This window comes from Exiguobacterium sp. PFWT01 (genome assembly GCF_018255795.1).
Taxonomy (GTDB): domain Bacteria; phylum Bacillota; class Bacilli; order Exiguobacteriales; family Exiguobacteriaceae; genus Exiguobacterium.
Genome location: NZ_CP073755.1, coordinates 452,906 through 472,097 on the forward strand (window position 1 = coordinate 452,906; position 19,192 = coordinate 472,097).

The window sequence follows — 19,192 nt, forward strand, 5'->3', positions numbered from 1 at the left end:
GTGAAAGAAACATGAAAGTCCAAATCTGTTTAATCGCATACCGCATAGGGGTATACAAACCGTGTAAAGGAGAGGATGAATGATGAAACATGCACACGGTCAACACCATGGACATCATGAGGAGAGTCACGAGTCTCATCATGGCGGACACGGACACGAGCATATGATTGACGATTTCAAACGACGTTTCTTCGTATCGCTCGGGCTGATGATTCCGATTTTATTGTTATCGGACATGATTCAAGAATGGCTGCGGTTTGAACTCGATTTTCCGTTTGAAAAGACAATCTTATTTGTATTGGCGACGATTGTGTATGTATACGGCGGGTGGCCGTTCTTAAAAGGAAGTGTGGAAGAGTTAAGAGAGCGTAGCCCGGGCATGATGATGCTTATTGGCTTGGCGATCAGCGTCGCTTACTTTTATAGTGCAGCTGTCGTCTTTGGCTATGGAAGCGGACATGACTTCTTTTGGGAACTCGCTTCATTGATTGTGATCATGCTACTCGGTCATTGGATTGAGATGCGTTCTGTCATGGGAGCGTCGAACGCGTTGGAACAACTCGTGCAGCTTCTTCCGAACGAAGCGCATCGTATCAATGGGGAGGAGACGGAGGACGTCCCGATTTCTGAATTGAGGGAAGGAGACCGAATCCTCGTCAAACCGGGGGAGCAGGTACCCGTGGACGGGAAAATCATCAAAGGACGAACGACCATCGACGAGTCGATGTTGACCGGCGAATCGGTACCGGTCGAAAAAACAGAAGGTGAGGACGTCATCGCAGGTTCCATCAACCAAGAAGGGAGTTTGACGATTGAAACGATCGGTACGGGAGAAAGTACGTACTTGTCAAAAGTCATAGAATTGGTGAGTGAGGCACAAAAATCGAAGTCGCGGGCTCAAAACCTAGCGAATCGGGCGGCAAAATATTTGTTCTATATCGCAATTGCCGCTGGAGTCATCACGTTCACGGTTTGGTTCATGCTCGGCTACTCGGTCGGGACAGCGGTCGAACGGATGGTGACGGTCATGGTCATCTCATGTCCCCATGCACTTGGACTGGCGACACCGCTCGTCGTTGCCGTCTCGACAGCGCTATCGGCGAAACAAGGCCTTCTCATCCGGAATCGGACCCAATTTGAAGAAGCACGTCGACTCGATGCTGTCATCTTTGATAAGACCGGTACGTTGACGGAAGGGAACTTCGGCGTCACGGACGTACAGGCGAGCTCGTCTTATACGGAAGAAGACGTGTTACAACTAGCAGGAGCAGTTGAGCGTGAGTCGCAACATCCTCTCGCACAAGGGATTTTAAGAGAAGCCGAGAGACGAGAATTGAAACTGGCGGCTGTCGACGACTTCGGTTCGATAACAGGTGTCGGATTGGAAGGAACGGTTGACGGTGCGCGTGTTCAAGTCGTCAGTCCGCGACATATCCGCGATCAACACATTCAAATTGATGAGGAGACGTTTGCACGACTCTCGGAAGAAGGAAAGACCGTCGTCTTTGTTTTGAAAGACGGAGAATGGGTCGGGATGATTGCGATGGCCGATCTGGTGAGGGAAGAAGCGAAGGAGACCGTCGAGGCACTTCATGAAAAAGGCATTCGCTCGATCATGTTGACGGGTGACAACGAGAAGGTCGCGCATTGGGTCGCGGGTCAGCTCGGTATCGATGACGTGTATGCCGAAGTATTACCGGACGACAAGGCAAACCAAGTGAAAGACGTCCAAAAAGATGGCAGCAAAGTAGCGATGGTCGGAGATGGAATCAATGATGCACCTGCCTTAGCACAAGCGGATGTCGGCATCGCAATCGGGAGCGGGACAGACGTTGCCGTCGAAACGGCAGATATTGTCCTCGTCCGCAGTAATCCGAAAGATGTCCTATCGATTTTGGAGCTTTCACAGAACACGTATCGTAAGATGATTCAAAACTTGTGGTGGGCAGCCGGGTATAACATCGTCGCCATCCCGCTTGCTGCAGGCGTGCTGGCTCCGATTGGAATCATCTTGTCCCCAGCCATCGGTGCCGTCTTGATGAGTTTAAGCACAGTTATTGTCGCAATCAACGCTCGACTTTTGAAGATTTAACATTTCTTTCACCTTTAGTCAGTATGCTAGATGGGATGCTAATGATGGAGGGATCGAGATGAAACGAACGTTAATGCTATCACTATTCCTGACTCCACTGCTCCTGTCGGCGTGTGGAACAGAAGACGCACCATCGGACACGAGTCAATCCGAGAATGTGACGACAACTACAAATGACGAGTGGCAGCGTGTGGGATCCGATGAAACGGTTTCTCATATTCACGGGGCTGGATTTTGGCAAGACGATAACCGTCCGGTCATTGCAACGCATGCTGGATTGATGGAATATCGTGAAGATGGCTGGTATACACTTCCGACGAATCGCCATGACTATATGGGATTCGAACTCGTCGAGGATGGTTTTTATGCAAGTGGTCATCCCGACCGACGTACCGACTTCCAAAATCCACTCGGTGTGTTATACGGGAAAGACCATGGCATGACATTAGACGTACGGGCACTGGAGGGAGAGGCAGACTTTCATTACATGAGTGCGGGTTATGCGACGGAAATGTTGTACGTCTATCTTGAGGAAGCGACGTCAGAGCTAGAACCTGGATTCTATCGTTCGGACGATGGCGGAAGATCGTTCGAGTCGATGCGAGGATCTGGGGTAGAGGGTGAGCAGGTGGCAGGGATTATCGCCGACGCGACGGAAGCGGAGCGGGTCTTCTTATACGGACCGTCCGGTATCCTCGTTTCGAATGACTTTGGAGATTCGTTCGAGCCACTCGTTGAATCAGAACAGGTGATTACGGTCGGAGCGGATGAGGGGCAGTTGGCATACGTACGACAGACAGATGGTTCTTTCGAAGGGGTTCGTTTCAATCTAGACGATGGGTCGACAGAGACGTTCGATCTTCCAGAGCTTCAAGCGGATGCTGTGCCGATCGAATTGGTGATCAAAGAGGAGCGCATGCTGCTCGTCACATCTGACAATAGCGTATATGAGCTCATAGACGAGGAGTGGCAGACACAACTTGATGCAGGTGAACTCGACTGACGAAAGACGCCTTTCCATTACTGGAGAGGCGTCTTTTTGCCGAGTGGTAGGGCGACGGTGAACGAGGTACCTGTTGTATCCGAAGATACCGTCAACGTCCCACCATGCCGTGTGACGATTTGCTTGGCGATGGCGAGTCCGAGTCCGCTTCCACCAGTTTGACGAGATCGTGATTTTTCAACACGGTACAGACGGTCGAAAATGTGTGGGAGATCTTCTTCAGGAATTCCCTTTCCGTCGTCAGTGATGGTCAAGACGAGATAAGCGTCTGAAGTAGTAGAATGAAGTGAAACATGTGTCGCCTCACTATGCTGAATCGCGTTGTGGGCAATGGACCGGAAGACCTGAAGCATGCGATGTCGATCCAATGTGAGCGTGATGTCTGCTTGTTCTATGTTCGGAGAAGCAGCGAACCGAATCGTCGTCATTCGGAACATCGTATCGAGCATTCGTCGTAAATCCTCACAAAACGTCGTGACAGACACTTCTTCTCGATGTAACAAGAACGTGTTTTCGTCGAGTTGAGCCAATTGAAACGCATTTTCCACCAGTTCTGTGAGCGAGCGACTCTCATCTAAGATTGTCTGGATGGATTGATTGCGTAGCGGTTCGGGTGTGCTTTCTTTTGAAGCGATCTCGGCATATCCTCTCAAATAAGTGAGAGGGGTCTTGATTTCATGTGAGAGATCGGACAAAAATTGATGTCGTTCGCGACGTAAACGAGCCAACTCCACAGACATGGCTTCTATGGAGCGAGCCAACTCACCGATTTCGTCAACGCGATTCGTTGGTAGCTGTAGGTTTTCGGGGTTTGTCAGTACGTTCTCGGTCGCTTGTTTCAGTGACTGAATTGGTTTCGAAATGAGGCGGCTCAGCAGGATGAAGGTCAACACGGTCGTCACCAGTGCGATGGCCGTGATGTACAGAAATCGCAACTGAAGGCGATGACTGATTCCATGAATGATTTCAGTCGGTAAAAACATGTAGACATATCCATACCGTGTATCGAAATCATCTGTGATTGGCGTACGCACGCTCAAATACGGCTCGTTCTCCCAGTCGTCCTCTAGAATAGTCGTGTCATCGAAGGGACCCGTACGTCGTTTCGTCTCGACGGTATCGACTAGTACCTGTGGAAAAGAACGGGAAGTTTGAAGAAGATCATGTGCTGGATCGGTGATGGCAACTTTTGTGTCGGTCTCACTTTCCATAGTCGCTACATGATCAATCGTCTCTTCGGAAAAATTCATTGCTAATACGCTCGCATGGCTCTCGGCCCGAGATTCAAGGCGATTGATTTCTTCTACAACACGTTCACCGAGAAGCGTGTGATAGAGGAGAAGAAACAACACACCTTCAATCAATAGGGTGGATAGAAGAAAGACGAGGCTGATGCGAAACGGTAGACTGTTACGACCTCGCTTCATCCGGAACGCTCCTCGGTCCATCGATAGCCACGTCCCCATACCGTCTTTAAATAATCATCAATCGGGAATCCTGCATCGCCTAACTTTTCTCGAATCATACGAATATGCGCATCAACGGTGCGTGGGTCGGATTCTGCAGAATAGGGCCAGACAAGGTCAAACAAATCTAGGCGGTTGAAGAGGCGATTCGGGTGCTGAAGGAACAATTTTAAGATGGCCGTCGCTTTTGGTGTGAGGACAATCTCTTGTTCTTCATACAAAACGCGTCCGCTCTCCTCATCGTAACGTAGTGGTCCGTATTGGATGTTGACGACACGGGTCCGGCGCAAGACGGCACGAATACGAGCGAGGAGCACGTTCCCATCGAACGGTTTGGTGACGTAATCATCCGCTCCAGCATCTAATCCTTGGATGGTCGTCTCATTGTCTGAACGTGCCGTCAACAAGACGACAGGTAATGCCGGATCCATCGTCTTTAACTGACGACAAAGTGAGATCCCATCTACTTCTGGCATCATAATATCTAAAAGGACGAGATCCGGTCGCTCTTCGATTTTGTCGAGTGCGGAACGGGCATCGCTCGCCTCGATGCAAAAGTAGCCGTCACTTTCAAGAAACAAACGAATCAAATGTCTCATTTTTTCTTCATCGTCTACGATGAGAATCTTCATCTTGCATTCCTCCTTCCTCTTATTATTATCGTTCCGTGTGCTTTGCGTGATTTCCTTCCATGGCGAAAAGAGTCTGTAGTTGTTCACGTGCGCGTTCGACGTCTCGACAGTAAATGACGGGTACTCTCGCGTCAATCGGTCGATCCGTGACGATGGCTACTGCACCATTTCGGATGGCGGCCCTCACTAAATCGACGCCACGTTCATTGATTGGGCGCTTGCATATATATAAAAACATTTTATTTATTTTCTCTGGTGTCGTTCCGATTCCGCGAATTGTCATTTCTTCCGGGTGATCGAGATAGGACCAAGATAAAACAGAATCAAGTGTTGCCAGTACGTCACGCAATGTCCGCTCTTGCATCATCGTTCTCCTTCCTTGCATGAACTCAATTTCACTAGTGTACCCGATGTTTGTGAAAAAGAAGTGAAAAGCGTTAAGAGTACGATTAGACGGAGAAATAGGCGGGTTTGAGTATAGAACAAGCAGGAAAAAGAGTTTTTATACGCACAATAAGAAAGGATGAATAAGATGAAACAGTACGGTAAATTTGGAATCATGATTGCGGTCTCGACATTCATTATGTATTGGCTCATGTATTTGAATGTGTTTCAGTTCAATCATATCTTCTTTAGTCAGACGAGGTTGTACATGGCACTCATCATGGGATCGGTCATGGCGTTCGTCATGCTTCTCTTCATGTGGGGGATGTATAAGAACAAAACAGTTAACTTTATCATCCTAGGGGTCAGTGCTCTCGTCTTCAGTGCCTCGCTTTGGCTCGTACGTAGCCAGACGACCGTCGATGATGTCAGTTGGATGAAAGCGATGATCCCTCACCACTCGATTGCCATTTTGACAAGTGAACGCGCTGAAATTGAAGACCCACGCGTGAAAGAATTGTCTGAAGAAATCATCAAGGCACAGCGCCGTGAAATTGAAGAGATGAAGCGATTGATTGAAGATTTAAAAGATGAAGAGGAGAACGCCGAGGAAAATCGTGAATAACAGACATGCACAGTCGAAATCGGCTGTGTATTTTTTTATACGTTGAAAAGGAAAAATAAAGAAAGTAAGTTAGAATTTGTTTTCCTTTATTTGAAATATAAATGACATATTTGTCGGTTCGTTTTGGTGGTAAAATTTTTTCAGTTAGATAATATAAAAAATAAAAATTTAAATACATAATTGAAAGGATTTACCACATCATGAAACGAAAGCTATTCTCTCTTTTCTGTGCCGTTCTTCTCACAGTCGGAATCTTCACTCCGGCAGGTACTCCGGCTGAAGCAGCCACCACGTATTATGTCAAAGTCACGACCAACAGTTTAAACGTCCGTTCGGGTCCGGGCACGACGTATGCGATCGTCGGTAGCGCGAAGTTGGGACAGTCGTTCAAATATCTCGGCGTGAGTGGGGGATGGACGAAAATTAATTTCAACGGGACATCCCGCTACGTATCCAGTACATATGTGAAGAAGTACAGTGTTTCCACGCTTTCAACGACATCGACTGCGAAAATGATCATCCCGACAAAAGGGACGTTGACACAAAAGTATGGTCCCGCGAGTGGGCAGTACGGTTATACGTTCCATAACGGCATTGACTTGGCTGCTCCAAGAGGAACACCGGTCGTGTCAGCCGCTTATGGAAAAGTCATCGTTTCTCGAAACTATGGGGCTTACGGTAACCACATCATGATGAGCCATCAGTTGAACGGACAAACATACATCACAGTATATGCACACCTCGATCGTCTCAATGTCGTCACAGGACAGACGCTAGCAAAAGGAGCAACGATTGGAACGGTAGGGAATACCGGGAACTCGTTCGGGAATCACCTCCACTTCGAGGTGCATCGGAACAGCTATGTGTATAGCAGTTCATCTCCTGCCAACAGTATCAATCCGTATACGATGTTCTGACATAAAAGCACGCGCTCCCAAAGGATGGGGCGCGTGCTTTTTGGTTAATGCCATGTCGTTTGTTTGTTTCGCTCGATTTGGTTGGCGGCGATGAGGCTGACGCCAAGGACGACACCGAACACCAATCCGAGTAAGGTGTTGAAGAGTAACATGAGGATAATCCCGAAGACGAGACCGATACTCATGAGGCCAATCCGATCAAACATAGTGAATCCCCTTTTCTGTAGTTGTGCACCTCAATGATTACCCGATTTTCAAAGAAAGAACACCGACGAAATGGACTGATTGATTCATTATACGTGTTTGGACGAACCAGGTTTCGTTTTGTAGAAACTATAGAGGACGCTAATCAAGATGACGAGAACGATGGTTCCTAGAGACATCCAAATCGGCATCTTGTACACATCACCCAAAATCATCTTCGCCCCGATGAAGACGAGCATGAAGCTGAGACCGTGTTTCAAATAGTAGAAGCGGTCGATCAAGTTGGCGAGGACGAAGTAGAGACTACGAAGTCCGAGAATCGCCATGATGTTCGCATAGAAGATAATATACGGGTCACGTGAATACGCAAAACTTGCAGCGACTGAATCGACAGCGAAGACGATATCCGACAATTCGATAAAGATGAGCGCGATGAAGAGTGGCGTGAAGAACAACTTCCCATTGATGCGCTTCGTGAATTTTCCGGATGAGATATCCTGTGTGATGGGCAGGCGTCGCTCGAGCCAACGAATCGTCTTGTTTTCTTCAAGTGACTCGTCTTTCCCGATATTCTTATACATCATCCATCCTGTATAAACGAGGAACGCTCCGAAGACGTAGTAGACCCATCCGAAGTTTTCTAAAAGGGATACCCCAGCGACGATGAAGACGGCGCGGAAGAAAATCGCTCCGAGAATCCCCCAGAACAGTACCTTGTGTTGATACTTGAGTGGGATGGCGAAATAGGCAAAAACAAGTGAGAAGACGAAGACATTATCAATCGCAAGTGCCTTTTCGATAAAGTAGACGCTCGCATATTCCGTTGCGGCTGTACTTCCTTGCGTGAAGAACAACCATCCTCCGAATGCGATGGCAATCCCAATCCAGACAAACGTCCATGTCCATGCTTCGCGGAGCGAGACTTCGTGCGCTTTACGGTGGAACACCCCGAGGTCAAGTGCGAGCATGAAGATGACGATGAGTAAGAACCCGATGAGTAGGGTCAACAATAATTCCTCCTTTTAAGGTCTTATGAACTTCTATGTATTTAATTTAAGTTCATCTGAACCTAAAGTCAAGACTTTAAGTGTAAAAAAAAACCGTTTAACTAAATCAGGCGAGAATTCTCCCTCCTCTAAGCGTCTCGGGACGAAGCCCAGCGTAGGTGGGAGATGAATCGCCCGGTCCAAAAGTCTTCTCCTCCTGTGACAGATAGGACGAACAAAGGTTCGTGATTCCGTCAGATTCTCCCTCCCCTTCCACGGGTATCGGACGAGGAGGACACATCACGATCTTCGTAGGGGAGGAGGGACGGACATGCTGAAAGGCTATAAATATCGGCTCCACCCGACGCCGGCACAGGCCGAGTTCCTGGTCCGGACGATCGGCTGCGCCCGGTTCATCTACAACAAGCTACTCGAGGACCGCATCGCCATCCGCGAGGAGGCAAAAACGGGGAGCGGAACGAGACGGAAACCGGCGACACCCGCCTCCTACAAGCCTTTGTTCCCGTTCCTCGCCGAGGCGAACAGCCTCGCGAACGCGAAGCTGAACCTCGACACCGCGTTCGCGAAGTTCTTCGCCGGGACGGGCGGCTTCCCGGCCTTCAAATCGAGACGTCGGTCGCGCGCTTCCTACACGACGAACAACCAGCACGGCACGATCCGCATCGAGAACGGCAAGGTGAGACTTCCTAAAATCGGCTTCGTGAAGTTCGAACAACATCGCCCGTTCGAGGGAATCATTAAGTCGGCGACGGTCTCGATGACGAGGACGGGCAAGTTCTTCATCTCCATCCTCGTCAATCAAGATGAGGAAAAGTGGATCCCAGCCAAGAACAAGGTCGGGATTGATCTTGGCCTGGAGCACTTCGCCGTCATGACGAACGACGCGATGGTCTCGGAGAAGATCGACAACCCCCGACTCCTCCGGAAGTCCGAAGCGAAGGTCAGGAAGGCACAGCGCGCGCTGTCACGCAAGAAGACCGGGAGCCGGAACCGAGAGAAGGCCAGGCTGATCCTCGCCAAGAGACATGAGAAGATCGCCAACCAACGCAAGGACTTCCTTCACAAGCTGTCGAGACGGATCGTTGACGAGAACCAAGTCATCGTCGTGGAGACATTGAAGTCGAAGGACATGATGCGGAACCATCAGGTAGCCAAATCGATTGCAGATGTCAGTTGGTACGAGTTCGTCCGTCAACTCGAGTACAAGTCAAACTTCTACGGACGGACGCTCATCAAGGCGGATCAATGGTTCGCATCGACGCAGATCTGTTCTTCTTGTGGCGAGAAAGGTCAGAGGCAGACGATGAATGTCCGTGAATGGACGTGTGCCTGTGGCGCGCATCATGACCGTGACATCAACGCAAGCATCAACCTGTTGATGTTGGCCGACTGACAATCCTTCAGGGCAGGGACTGCCCGACGAGCTTGGTCCATAACCGTGGCTGGTGAGAGCACGGTCTTCCCAAGAAGCTCCCACTTCAATTTGCGAAGCAAATAAGTGGCGAGTAGTTCACTAAAAAACGGTTATCTTGTGGCGCGTCGTTTAGAAATTTGGCGTGCAATCCAAACAACGAATGCAACAATTACGAGTCCAAGTACGACGTACATTGCATGTGAATAGGTTTCGATGTATCCAAGCCACACTTTCCAGTTTTCTCCGACATAGACGCCGATATAGATGAGCACTGTATTCCAAATGAGAGTACCAAGTGTCGTCAAAGTGAAAAATTTTAGAAACGGCATGTTGGACATCCCGGCTGGAATCGAAATCAAACTGCGTACGACGGGAATAAAACGTCCGAAAAATACTAATTTCGGACCGAAGCGATCAAACCATCGATCGGCCATTCGCACGTCATCGACTTTGAGGTATAAGCGTTTGCCATAGCGTGCGACCCATGACTCCAATCTTTCACGATCAAACAACAGTCCGACACCGTATAGGACAACTGCCCCAAGAAGTGCCCCAACCGTTGCGGCTAAAATCATCCAAAACGGATTGAGTGTTGTTGTGGTCGTGAAGAAGCCTCCAAAAATTAAGATCAATTCGGAAGGAATCGGAGGGAATACATTCTCAATAAAAATGAGGAACATGACCCCTAAATAACCAAACTGTTCGATGATTTGTTGAATCCATTGTTCCATATCGTAATTTGTCTCCTATCTAATTCATATTCTCTATCAACAATAAGTCTCATCACATCGATTTGGACATCCATCTTAAGATGTAAAAGTAGTTTTAAACGATTTTTTGATGTCTTCAAAGATTTATTTTTAAGTTCAAACTCACTTGAAAGTAATGATTCTTGTATATATCACAGAAGTGATCACAAATCTAGGATGGGACGTCAATACATGATTTTCTGAACTGCAAATTAAGTATGAAGAAACTAGGATTAAAAAAACTTATGAATAATCATATTCCTTTCACAAAAAGCATTCGGATAAATCTGACAATTTAAGTTAAAAAATTTTTATGAAAAGTTATTTACAGTCATTTTGAATCGGCGTAACATCCATCTCATCAACTTCATACGTATTGTTGAAATCTTTTCGCCGAGTTCCGGAGACGGAAGCGGGGGACCCACCGTCCAATCTGGACTGGGGTGAATCCTCAAGTGAGGTAGGGCCAACCTAGGCAAGCCCGAATCCGACAGCTAACCTCGTAGGCGTTATTAGGGGGATCCGACTCATGCAGTGATATGCCACTGGAGCCGTTTCTTGCTCCTGTGGTTTTTTGTTCGTTTCAAATGTTAAATTAAGTTAAAAAATTAAAAAAAGAGGTTATTAAAATGACTGATTTATTCGCAATCGCTTTAATGATTGGTTTAGTGGCGTCTATGAACGTGATGATTCGTTCAATTGACCGGATGCATTGGAATGAACAGGGGTGACGACATGTATATCGTGCTTTTGGCAATTGGAATTGGGTATCTCGCTTACTTGACCGTTGCATTACAAAAACCAGAAAAATTTTAAGGATAGAGGAGAATGACGAAAGATGTGGGTTACATTCATCATCACATTGAGTCTGCTCATCGCGATCACGATGACAGCTAGTGCCTTGTTAGGCGGTTACGTCGGAAGACGATTTGTACCGATTCAAGAACGACCAAACTATGTAGGGAAAGCGCTCGAGACGAGGATCACACGTCGGCTTCGAATAAACGAGCGTGAGAAGCAATCATGGTTTGGCTACGCAAAAGATTTTTTGACACTCAATTTGCTATTCTTATTGATTGGTTATGTGTTGCTTCGCTTTCAAGGGGTGTTGCCCTTCAATCCGAATGGGGCCGTCAACTTAGACTGGCATCTAGCCTTCCATACGGTCATCAGTTTTATGACGAATACAGACCAACAGCATTATTCAGGTGAGGCACTCTCTCACTTATCACAGATGTTCGTCCTCTCGACACTCATGTTCGTGGCACCGACGATGGCATTTACGATGGCGCTGGCATTCATTCGAGGAATTCTCGGAAAGCCGATTGGTCAGTTCTATTTCGATTTTGTACGCGTCATCGTGTATGTGCTCTTACCAATCAGCCTATTCTTCGGTATGTGGTTGATTGCGTTTGGTGTCCCACAAACCCTTAGTCCGAATGCTGTCGTCACGACGCTCGAAGGAGCGAGTCAAACGATTCAACGAGGACCAATCGCATCATTTGAGGTCATCAAACAGCTTGGAAATAACGGTGGAGGCTACTATGCGGTAAACGGTGCACATCCATTTGAAAATCCAAGTGATTGGACGAATTACATCCATCTTTTCTTGATGCTCTTATTACCGATGTCATTGCCATTCATCTACGGGGCGATGGCGAAGAAACGAAAACAAGGATTCCTTTACTTTAGTGTCATGCTTTTCTTGTTCATTATCGGAACAGTATTCATGTATGCCACGTTGTATGCCAACCCGTCTTTACATGGCCAAGAAATGCGCTTCGGGGCAATTGGCACAGCGCTTTACGGCGCAGTGACGACGGCTGCGGAGACCGGTGCTGTCAATGCAATGCACGACTCGCTTCCATCTCTGAGCGGCATCATCTTGATGGGAAACATGATGTTGAACGTTGTCTTTGGTGGGGTCGGTGCCGGGTTTATGAATTTGATGATGTATGTAATCATCACCATTTTTGTTGCGGCCCTCTTGATTGGACAGACGCCGACCGTGCTCGGGAAGAAAATCGAGGGACGCGAGATGAAGCTTGTCGCATTAACGCTTCTTGTCTCGCCACTCCTTATTTTAGGATTTACGGCTTTGGCGCTCGTTGTACAGCCAGGACAGGACGCCATCACGAATGCGGGACCTCACGGGATTTCACAAATCTTGTATGAGTATACATCCGCTGTCGCCAACAACGGATCCGGATTCGAAGGTTTATTGGATGCGACGCCGTTTTGGAATATCACGGCAGGCTTTGCGATGTTCTTCGGTCGGTATATTCCGCTTTTATTAATGGTGGCGATGGCAGGTAGTCTTCAAATGAAACCACGTGTCACGAACGATGGGGCACTTCGGACCGACACGCCGCTATTTACATCACTTCTGTTCGGTGTGATTGTCATTGTCGGTGCCTTGACCTTTTTACCAGTGTTGTTGCTTGGACCATTCGCCGAGTGGCTCATGATACGTTGAATATAGGAGAGAATAGAAGATGAATGAACTAGAAAAACAGACACGTCGTTTTGACACGAGCTTGATTGTTCCTGCCATGTGGGACGGAGTCAAAAAACTAGATCCACGAACGATGGTGAAACAACCGGTCATGTTCCTAGTATGGGGCGGGTTTTTATTATCGCTAGTCTATACCTTCATGTCAGATGAGATGCGAGGTTTTCACTTGGCAGTGACACTCATTTTGCTCGTCACGCTATGGTTCGCCAATTTCGCCGAAGCGATTGCGGAAGGTCGAGGGAAGGCGCAGGCGGCAACCCTTCGAGCCTCAAAGAATGATGTAATGGCACGCCGAATTATGAAAGAAGGGATAGAGGAAGTCGCTTCGTCGCTCCTCCGAAAAGGAGACCGTGTCGAAGTGCGCGCCGGAGACTATGTACCGGGAGACGGCGAAATCATCGCCGGGTTGGCGTCGATTGATGAGTCGGCGATTACAGGAGAATCAGCGCCGGTCATCAAAGAGTCCGGCGGAGACTTCTCTTCCGTCATCGGGGGAACGCTTGTCGTCAGTGACCGGATTGAGGTCGAGATTACAAGCAATCCGGGTGAGTCATTCCTCGACCAGATGATTACCCTTGTCGAAGGCTCGAAACGTCAAAAAACACCGAATGAGATTGCCTTGTCCCTGCTTCTTGTTTCGCTCAGTATGATTTTCTTACTCGTCGTTTTGACACTCCCTGCGTTTACGAACTATCTCGGCTTCCAATTGTCACCACCCATTTTAATTGCACTTCTCGTTTGTCTCATTCCGACAACGATCGGTGGACTCTTATCCGCCATCGGGATTGCCGGGATGGACCGGGTCACCCGATTCAATGTCATTGCGATGAGTGGGAAAGCCGTCGAGGCAGCTGGAGACATTCGAACCATCATTTTAGATAAGACGGGGACCATTACGTTCGGAAACCGGATGGCATTTGAAGTCCTTCCAGTAGAAGGGATCACAGCTTCGCAAGCGCTTGGAGTCGCTGTTTTGACATCGCTTGAAGACGAAACGCCAGAAGGGCGGTCTGTGTTGACACTTGCGAAAGAACGCTGGGGAGAATTAGATGAGTCACCGAAACAAGATGCGGTGATCATTCCATTCAAAGCGGAAACACGGATGTCGGGACTCGACTTGGCAGACGGTCGACGTGTCCGAAAAGGTGCGGCGTCCGCCATCATGGACTGGGTGAGTGCTCAAGGTGGAATGATTCCGAGCGATTTACAGGAGCAAGTCGATGCGATTTCACAAGAAGGGGGGACACCGCTCGTCATCTCAGAAGATGCTCGTATCCTCGGCGTCATTCATTTGAAAGATACGGTGAAACCAGGTATGCGTGAACGTTTCGATCGTTTGCGTCAGATGGGAATCAAGACCATCATGTGCACGGGAGATAATCCGTTGACGGCCGCGACGATTGCACGTGAAGCCGGTGTCGATGAATTCGTAGCGGAGTGTAAACCAGAAGATAAGATTCGCGTCATCAAAGCAGAACAAAAAGCGGGGCATCTTGTCGCCATGACAGGGGACGGGACGAATGATGCCCCGGCACTTGCGCAGGCAGACGTCGGTCTCGCCATGAACTCGGGGACACAGGCCGCGAAAGAAGCGGCGAATATGATTGATTTAGATTCGGATCCGACAAAAATCATTGAGGTGGTCGAGATTGGTAAACAGTTACTGATGACACGCGGTGCCTTGACGACGTTCTCGATTGCGAACGATGTGGCAAAATACTTCGCGATTTTGCCAGCTATGTTCGTCGCCTTTATTCCAGAAATGGACTGGTTAAATGTGATGCATCTCGGCTCACCTGAGTCAGCGATCTTGGCCGCGCTCCTCTTTAACGCATTGATTATTCCACTGCTCATTCCGGTTGCGATGAAAGGGGTCCGTTACGACCCGGTTGGTCCGGAGAAGTTGTTACGTCGAAATTTACTCGTTTATGGTGTCGGCGGTGTGATTGTTCCGTTCATAGGAATCAAAGCACTCGACATCGTCTTAAACTTATTCATGTGAGGTGGACCGAATGTCTTCTATAAAACAAGCAGGTATCGTCGTTGGGTTGACGATGGTCTTATGCGGTGTGGCTTATCCACTCGCTTTAACAGTAGCAGGTCAGGCACTATTTCCGAGTCAAGCTGAAGGCAGTTTGATTGAACGCGATGGTGAACAGATTGGATCAAAGTGGATCGCGCAACCTTTCGTTTCGGAAGATTACTTCCACGGCCGACCAACGGCAGTCGATCAACTTACTGGTCAATCGGGCGGCGATAACATGGCAGAAAGCAATCCAGACCGTCCGAAACACAATCCTGAACTTCCGGGCGCAATCGAGACATCCGGATCGGGACTGGATCCGCATATCTCGATGGAACATGCGATGTCACAAGTCGAACGAATCAGTGACGCTCGCTCTGTAGCAGCAGATAATATCGAAAAAGTCATTCGCGAAACGGCAGACGGAGAACCGTACGTGAACGTCTTGATGATGAATCTTGCACTTGATGAGTTGAACTGATGCGAGGCAAACTTCGACTTTATATCGGAGCTGCACCGGGTGTTGGTAAAACGTATAAAATGTTGGCAGACGCAAGAGCCCATCAGCAAGAAGGGGTCTCGGTCATGATTGGATTGATTGAGACGCATGGGCGGAAAGAAACAGAGGCGATGATCGGCGATTTGCCAATCGTCCCTCTTCTTTCCATTCCCTATAAAGGACACGAATTGCAGGAATTAGACGTCGAGACCATCTTATCGCTTCATCCTGATATCGTCCTCGTTGATGAGTTGGCTCATACGAATGCCCCAGGCTCAGTGCGGACGAAGCGATACCAGGACGTGCAAGTGTTGTTAGAGAACGGAATCGATGTATATGCGGCCGTTAATATTCAGCACTTTGAAAGTTTACTGTTGACGGTGAAAGGGATTACCGGTGTCGAGGTAAGAGAACGGATTCCAGATCTTTTTCTCAATCGGGCTGATGAGATTCTGCTCGTCGATGTGACGCCGCAGACGTTACAAGAACGGATGAGACAAGGGAAGATTTATCGACCTGACAAAATTGAGCAAAGTCTGTCGTCATTTTTTACGCTGACCAATCTATCGAGTCTGCGTGAGATTGCGCTTCGACAAGTAGCGGATGAAGTCGATGATCAAGTCTATCGAACCCGAAAAAATGTGGTGTCTGATCCGACGCTCCTCCAAGAGCGGATCATGGTCTGTATTCAGCTCAATGACAATGCGAGACATTTGATTTATCGAGGATTTCGCATGGCGAGTCGACTCAAAGCGAAGCTTTATATCTTGTCCGTCCTCCATGGTGAGGAGAGAAAATTGACACCTGAGCAGACTGCCATTCTAAAAGAAGTTCGAGAGCAAGGTGCATCATTCCAGGCAGAAGTGATTGTCTTGAATGTACCGAGGAAAGAACTAACGAAGAGTTTAACGACTACGGCACGAGAAAAACGCATTACCCAATTGATTCTTGGACAATCAGCAAGGACACGCTGGCAAGAAGTCATGCGCGGGTCGATTGTGAATGTCATCATGCGGGAATTGAAGCAGGTGGACATCCATATCGTCTCGGATCAATCGTGACAGGTGTGACGGATCGCATGAACGGGAAGAGTGAATCATGCGAACAAAGGAGGGGTTTTATGAAGTATTTAGTCACAGGAGCAACGGGTAAACTCGGTTCGAAAATCGTAGAGGAACTACTCAAGTCGATTGATGCGAGTGAGCTCGCTGTCAGTGTACGGAATCCGGAGAAAGCGGCGTCACTCAAAGAGCGTGGTGTTGACGTGCGACACGGTGATTTTGATCAGCCGGACACTCTTGATGAAGCGTTCAAAGGCGTCGAGCGTCTGTTGATCATCTCGGCAGATGGCGATAACGATACGCGAATTCGTCAACATACAAACGCGGTCGAGGCAGCGAAACGGGCAGATGTCTCATACATTGCCTACACGAGTCTCGCCGATGCGACAGACAGTGAGAACTTGATGGCACCTCCACATGTTGTCACAGAGGAAGCGATTGTCGAGTCTGGTATTCCACATGCGTTCTTACGGAACAACTGGTACTTAGAGAACGAGTTATCAAGCATTCAAGCGGTGATTGACGGGGCACCATGGATCACGGCGGCTCGAGATGGGAAAGTCGGTTGGGCGCTGCAACAAGATTACGCGGAAGCCGCATCGAATGTTCTGTTAAAAGAACAACAGGATCATGCGGTCTATGAACTATCGGGGCCACTTCATACCCAACAAAATCTTGTAGACGCACTCAGTGAAGTGTTAGGTCGTGAAGTGATGATGCAGGAGTTGAGTCTCGAGGCATACGAAGAGACGATGCGCGGAGCTGGATTGCCAGAGGAAGTCGTTGCGATTCTTGCGGGGATTCAAAGAAGTATTCGCCAGGGAACGCTCGAAATTCATGAGAGTGACTTCGAACCGGTTCTCGGACGCCCGGTCACACCTCTTCAAGAAGGAATTCGTCAATTGCTCGACCGATAAGTAAAATGCCCTCGACCACTTGGTCGGGGGCATTTGTGTTAGGCACGAGTGGCGTGATCCTCGAGTTGAGTCGTCACGTCTTCAAGCGAATTCGCGGTCAGAGCGAGACGGTCCGACATCGAACTGAGTTCTTTTTGAATGGCGACTTGCTCTTCCGTTGCTGCGGCAACATGGTGAATCTGTTGTTGGAGTTCATTCGCCGCATATTTCGTCGACTCAAGTCGTGTTTCAAGTGCTTCCATCTGTGTCGTGACCCGTTGGCGTGTCTCTTGAATCGAAGCGATTTGTTCGTCGATTTCTGAAACATCTTCCGTTAGACGATCAAACACAGCCGTCACATCGTTCGTGACCGTTTGACAGTTTTCGGTCGCTTGTTTGAAAAGATGCGCTGATTTGGATACGACAGTCGTATCTTCCATCAATCCACCGAGGACTCGGGTCATCTCGGATGCATATTCGCGCGATTGGACAGCAAGTTTCCCGACTTCTGAGGCGACGACGGCGAATCCTCGTCCAGCCTCACCGGCACGAGCCGCTTCAATGGATGCGTTCAAGGCGAGCATATTCGTCTGTTCACTGATGGAACCGACTTGTTGCAAGATTCCTTGGATTTCGGTTGAACGATTCGACATCGTCGCGACAATCCGGTCGAGTTGTTCCGACTCGGTGATGATTTCTTGTACTTTTGCTTCCATCAGTCGCATGTCTTTGTTCCCGGCAAGGGCATCTTTGGCGATACGCGAGGACGCTGCGGCCGTCTGGGCCATTCGTTCTTGAATGAGCGCCGTCAAAGACCGGATTGAGTGAATTTCATCTGCCCCTTGCACCATGGATTCCTGTTGGGATGAAGCATGTGCGACAATCGGGTCGACCGTGACAGCGATTTGCTCACCTGATTCGAGAGACTGGTTAGCAGCGGATTCAAGCTCTTCGGCGTGACTGTTCAAGGATTGAACGAGCACGCTGACATCATGAATCGCTTGTTGTAATAACTGTCGCGTTTCTTGCTCCTGTGCCTCGACACGTTCCGTCTCTTTGTTACGGAAGTGGATTTGCGCGACAAGCACGACGCTGAGAAGAATCAAATATACGGCATGGACGAGTAGTAAACTGAACGGATAGTCGCTCGTCCCACAAATCATCTCAGGAATCAAAAAGTATCCAACTAGATGTTGCACAGCAAAGATCCCCGCACTATACAAAATCAAATCGATTCGACGCATGAACGACAAAATCGCCAAGACGACAAAAATCGAGAAGTGATACTCAACGAGTCCTTGTCCTCCAGCGACGGTCGAGATGCTTGCGAAGGTGAGTGTTAGCATCATCCAATAGGAAAAAGCTAGAGATTCTCGCTTCGAGGTGACGACCATCATCCCGAAAAAGACGATTGGGAGGGCGAACAAGACCCACGTCACACCGGAGTATACGTAATCGTCCGCACCGTTTCGTAGGATCGTATATGCATAGGCAAAATCCGTGAAACGATGTAGCAAATGGACAACAATCGACGTCATCACAATCAATAACGTCGTCAACAACATCAACTGATTTCTTTTGATCAAACTCATCATTCTTTCCTCACATTCTCGTGTTCATTTGTTGTAGCTCTATACATATCGGATGAAGTTGACGGAAGTTAATATAGATTGCACATTTGGAACAAAAAAAGGAGCACAGGGCT

At 48.4% G+C, this 19,192-nt stretch carries 18 protein-coding genes and 1 riboswitch; of the genes, 11 read left to right on the forward strand and 7 right to left on the reverse strand.

Annotated elements, in window-relative coordinates:
- Nucleotides 1–79: 79 nt before the first annotated feature.
- Complete coding sequence (locus tag KD909_RS02515; protein ID WP_211782267.1) at nt 80–2,092, forward strand: heavy metal translocating P-type ATPase; 2,013 nt, start codon at nt 80–82, stop codon at nt 2,090–2,092.
- Between the two features lie 58 nt (nt 2,093–2,150).
- The gene (locus KD909_RS02520) at nt 2,151–3,095 is read left to right on the forward strand and encodes a F510_1955 family glycosylhydrolase (protein ID WP_211782268.1); all 945 of its coding nucleotides are present in this window, start codon (nt 2,151–2,153) and stop codon (nt 3,093–3,095) included.
- A 17-nt stretch (nt 3,096–3,112) separates the two neighbouring features.
- On the opposite strand, the gene KD909_RS02525 is transcribed toward KD909_RS02520, so the two are convergent.
- Genes KD909_RS02525 through KD909_RS02535 form a run of 3 tightly spaced genes read right to left on the reverse strand, consistent with a single transcriptional unit; the run spans nt 3,113 to nt 5,560 of the window.
- Nucleotides 3,113–4,522, reverse strand: a complete 1,410-nt coding sequence (locus tag KD909_RS02525) for a sensor histidine kinase (RefSeq protein ID WP_211782269.1) — start codon at nt 4,520–4,522, stop codon at nt 3,113–3,115.
- Nucleotides 4,519–5,193 carry a response regulator transcription factor gene (locus KD909_RS02530; RefSeq protein WP_012727305.1) on the reverse strand — a complete coding sequence of 225 codons (675 nt, stop codon included), beginning with the start codon at nt 5,191–5,193 and terminating at the stop codon, nt 4,519–4,521. The genes KD909_RS02525 and KD909_RS02530 overlap by 4 nt, the downstream gene beginning before the upstream one ends.
- A gap of 25 nt (nt 5,194–5,218) precedes the next feature.
- On the reverse strand, nt 5,219–5,560 hold the full coding sequence (locus KD909_RS02535) for a hypothetical protein (protein WP_143404792.1): 342 nt from the start codon (nt 5,558–5,560) through the stop codon (nt 5,219–5,221).
- 165 nt (nt 5,561–5,725) lie between these two features.
- Here KD909_RS02535 and KD909_RS02540 point away from each other — a divergent pair, with 165 nt between their 5' ends.
- A complete protein-coding gene (locus KD909_RS02540; protein ID WP_012727303.1) occupies nt 5,726–6,202 on the forward strand; it encodes a DUF305 domain-containing protein in 477 nt (158 codons plus the stop codon).
- A 200-nt stretch (nt 6,203–6,402) separates the two neighbouring features.
- The gene (locus tag KD909_RS02545; protein ID WP_211782270.1) at nt 6,403–7,119 is read left to right on the forward strand and encodes a peptidoglycan DD-metalloendopeptidase family protein; all 717 of its coding nucleotides are present in this window, start codon (nt 6,403–6,405) and stop codon (nt 7,117–7,119) included.
- A gap of 44 nt (nt 7,120–7,163) precedes the next feature.
- Here the strand turns inward: KD909_RS02545 and KD909_RS02550 are convergent, their stop codons facing one another.
- The gene (locus KD909_RS02550; RefSeq protein WP_160300227.1) at nt 7,164–7,325 is read right to left on the reverse strand and encodes a hypothetical protein; all 162 of its coding nucleotides are present in this window, start codon (nt 7,323–7,325) and stop codon (nt 7,164–7,166) included.
- Between the two features lie 87 nt (nt 7,326–7,412).
- Complete coding sequence (locus KD909_RS02555) at nt 7,413–8,330, reverse strand: TerC family protein (RefSeq protein ID WP_031422317.1); 918 nt, start codon at nt 8,328–8,330, stop codon at nt 7,413–7,415.
- A gap of 310 nt (nt 8,331–8,640) precedes the next feature.
- Here KD909_RS02555 and tnpB point away from each other — a divergent pair, with 310 nt between their 5' ends.
- Nucleotides 8,641–9,723, forward strand: coding sequence for an IS200/IS605 family element RNA-guided endonuclease TnpB (tnpB, locus tag KD909_RS02560; protein ID WP_211782271.1), 1,083 nt, complete (start codon nt 8,641–8,643; stop codon nt 9,721–9,723).
- Between the two features lie 131 nt (nt 9,724–9,854).
- Here tnpB and KD909_RS02565 read toward each other — a convergent pair whose 3' ends face one another.
- Nucleotides 9,855–10,475 (reverse strand): DedA family protein, encoded by a 621-nt coding sequence (locus KD909_RS02565; protein ID WP_196431245.1) that lies wholly within the window; start codon nt 10,473–10,475, stop codon nt 9,855–9,857.
- 399 nt (nt 10,476–10,874) lie between these two features.
- Nucleotides 10,875–11,017, forward strand: a riboswitch (cyclic di-AMP (ydaO/yuaA leader).
- A 211-nt stretch (nt 11,018–11,228) separates the two neighbouring features.
- Between KD909_RS02565 and KD909_RS15585 the strand changes: the two genes are divergently transcribed.
- Genes KD909_RS15585 through KD909_RS02595 form a run of 6 tightly spaced genes read left to right on the forward strand, consistent with a single transcriptional unit; the run spans nt 11,229 to nt 17,508 of the window.
- The gene (locus tag KD909_RS15585) at nt 11,229–11,309 is read left to right on the forward strand and encodes a potassium-transporting ATPase subunit F (protein ID WP_371744416.1); all 81 of its coding nucleotides are present in this window, start codon (nt 11,229–11,231) and stop codon (nt 11,307–11,309) included.
- Nucleotides 11,310–11,331: 22 nt separating this feature from the next.
- Nucleotides 11,332–12,969: a potassium-transporting ATPase subunit KdpA gene (gene kdpA / locus KD909_RS02575; RefSeq protein ID WP_211782273.1), complete on the forward strand. Its 1,638-nt coding sequence runs from the start codon at nt 11,332–11,334 to the stop codon at nt 12,967–12,969.
- A 19-nt stretch (nt 12,970–12,988) separates the two neighbouring features.
- Nucleotides 12,989–15,010 carry a potassium-transporting ATPase subunit KdpB gene (gene kdpB / locus KD909_RS02580; RefSeq protein ID WP_012727295.1) on the forward strand — a complete coding sequence of 674 codons (2,022 nt, stop codon included), beginning with the start codon at nt 12,989–12,991 and terminating at the stop codon, nt 15,008–15,010.
- 10 nt (nt 15,011–15,020) lie between these two features.
- The gene (locus tag KD909_RS02585) at nt 15,021–15,512 is read left to right on the forward strand and encodes a potassium-transporting ATPase subunit C (protein WP_211782274.1); all 492 of its coding nucleotides are present in this window, start codon (nt 15,021–15,023) and stop codon (nt 15,510–15,512) included.
- Entirely contained in the window at nt 15,512–16,591 is a 1,080-nt protein-coding gene (locus tag KD909_RS02590; protein ID WP_211782275.1) for a universal stress protein, read from the forward strand. Before KD909_RS02585 ends, KD909_RS02590 begins: the two co-directional genes overlap by 1 nt.
- A gap of 59 nt (nt 16,592–16,650) precedes the next feature.
- Nucleotides 16,651–17,508, forward strand: coding sequence for an SDR family oxidoreductase (locus tag KD909_RS02595; protein WP_211782276.1), 858 nt, complete (start codon nt 16,651–16,653; stop codon nt 17,506–17,508).
- Between the two features lie 38 nt (nt 17,509–17,546).
- Here the strand turns inward: KD909_RS02595 and KD909_RS02600 are convergent, their stop codons facing one another.
- Nucleotides 17,547–19,079 (reverse strand): methyl-accepting chemotaxis protein, encoded by a 1,533-nt coding sequence (locus tag KD909_RS02600; protein WP_041917941.1) that lies wholly within the window; start codon nt 19,077–19,079, stop codon nt 17,547–17,549.
- Nucleotides 19,080–19,192 lie beyond the last annotated feature (113 nt).

Excerpts from the sequence above, each read along its gene's own strand:
- KD909_RS02515 (WP_211782267.1), top strand. The coding sequence starts at position 80 with ATGATGAAACATGCACACGGTCAACACCATGGACATCATGAGGAGAGT.
- KD909_RS02520 (WP_211782268.1), top strand. The coding sequence starts at position 2,151 with ATGAAACGAACGTTAATGCTATCACTATTCCTGACTCCACTGCTCCTG.
- KD909_RS02525 (WP_211782269.1), bottom strand. The coding sequence starts at position 4,522 with ATGAAGCGAGGTCGTAACAGTCTACCGTTTCGCATCAGCCTCGTCTTT.
- KD909_RS02530 (WP_012727305.1), bottom strand. The coding sequence starts at position 5,193 with ATGAAGATTCTCATCGTAGACGATGAAGAAAAAATGAGACATTTGATT.
- KD909_RS02535 (WP_143404792.1), bottom strand. The coding sequence starts at position 5,560 with ATGATGCAAGAGCGGACATTGCGTGACGTACTGGCAACACTTGATTCT.
- KD909_RS02540 (WP_012727303.1), top strand. The coding sequence starts at position 5,726 with ATGAAACAGTACGGTAAATTTGGAATCATGATTGCGGTCTCGACATTC.
- KD909_RS02545 (WP_211782270.1), top strand. The coding sequence starts at position 6,403 with ATGAAACGAAAGCTATTCTCTCTTTTCTGTGCCGTTCTTCTCACAGTC.
- KD909_RS02550 (WP_160300227.1), bottom strand. The coding sequence starts at position 7,325 with ATGTTTGATCGGATTGGCCTCATGAGTATCGGTCTCGTCTTCGGGATT.
- tnpB (WP_211782271.1), top strand. The coding sequence starts at position 8,641 with ATGCTGAAAGGCTATAAATATCGGCTCCACCCGACGCCGGCACAGGCC.
- KD909_RS02565 (WP_196431245.1), bottom strand. The coding sequence starts at position 10,475 with ATGGAACAATGGATTCAACAAATCATCGAACAGTTTGGTTATTTAGGG.
- KD909_RS15585 (WP_371744416.1), top strand. The coding sequence starts at position 11,229 with ATGTATATCGTGCTTTTGGCAATTGGAATTGGGTATCTCGCTTACTTG.
- kdpA (WP_211782273.1), top strand. The coding sequence starts at position 11,332 with ATGTGGGTTACATTCATCATCACATTGAGTCTGCTCATCGCGATCACG.
- kdpB (WP_012727295.1), top strand. The coding sequence starts at position 12,989 with ATGAATGAACTAGAAAAACAGACACGTCGTTTTGACACGAGCTTGATT.
- KD909_RS02585 (WP_211782274.1), top strand. The coding sequence starts at position 15,021 with ATGTCTTCTATAAAACAAGCAGGTATCGTCGTTGGGTTGACGATGGTC.
- KD909_RS02590 (WP_211782275.1), top strand. The coding sequence starts at position 15,512 with ATGCGAGGCAAACTTCGACTTTATATCGGAGCTGCACCGGGTGTTGGT.
- KD909_RS02595 (WP_211782276.1), top strand. The coding sequence starts at position 16,651 with ATGAAGTATTTAGTCACAGGAGCAACGGGTAAACTCGGTTCGAAAATC.
- KD909_RS02600 (WP_041917941.1), bottom strand. The coding sequence starts at position 19,079 with ATGAGTTTGATCAAAAGAAATCAGTTGATGTTGTTGACGACGTTATTG.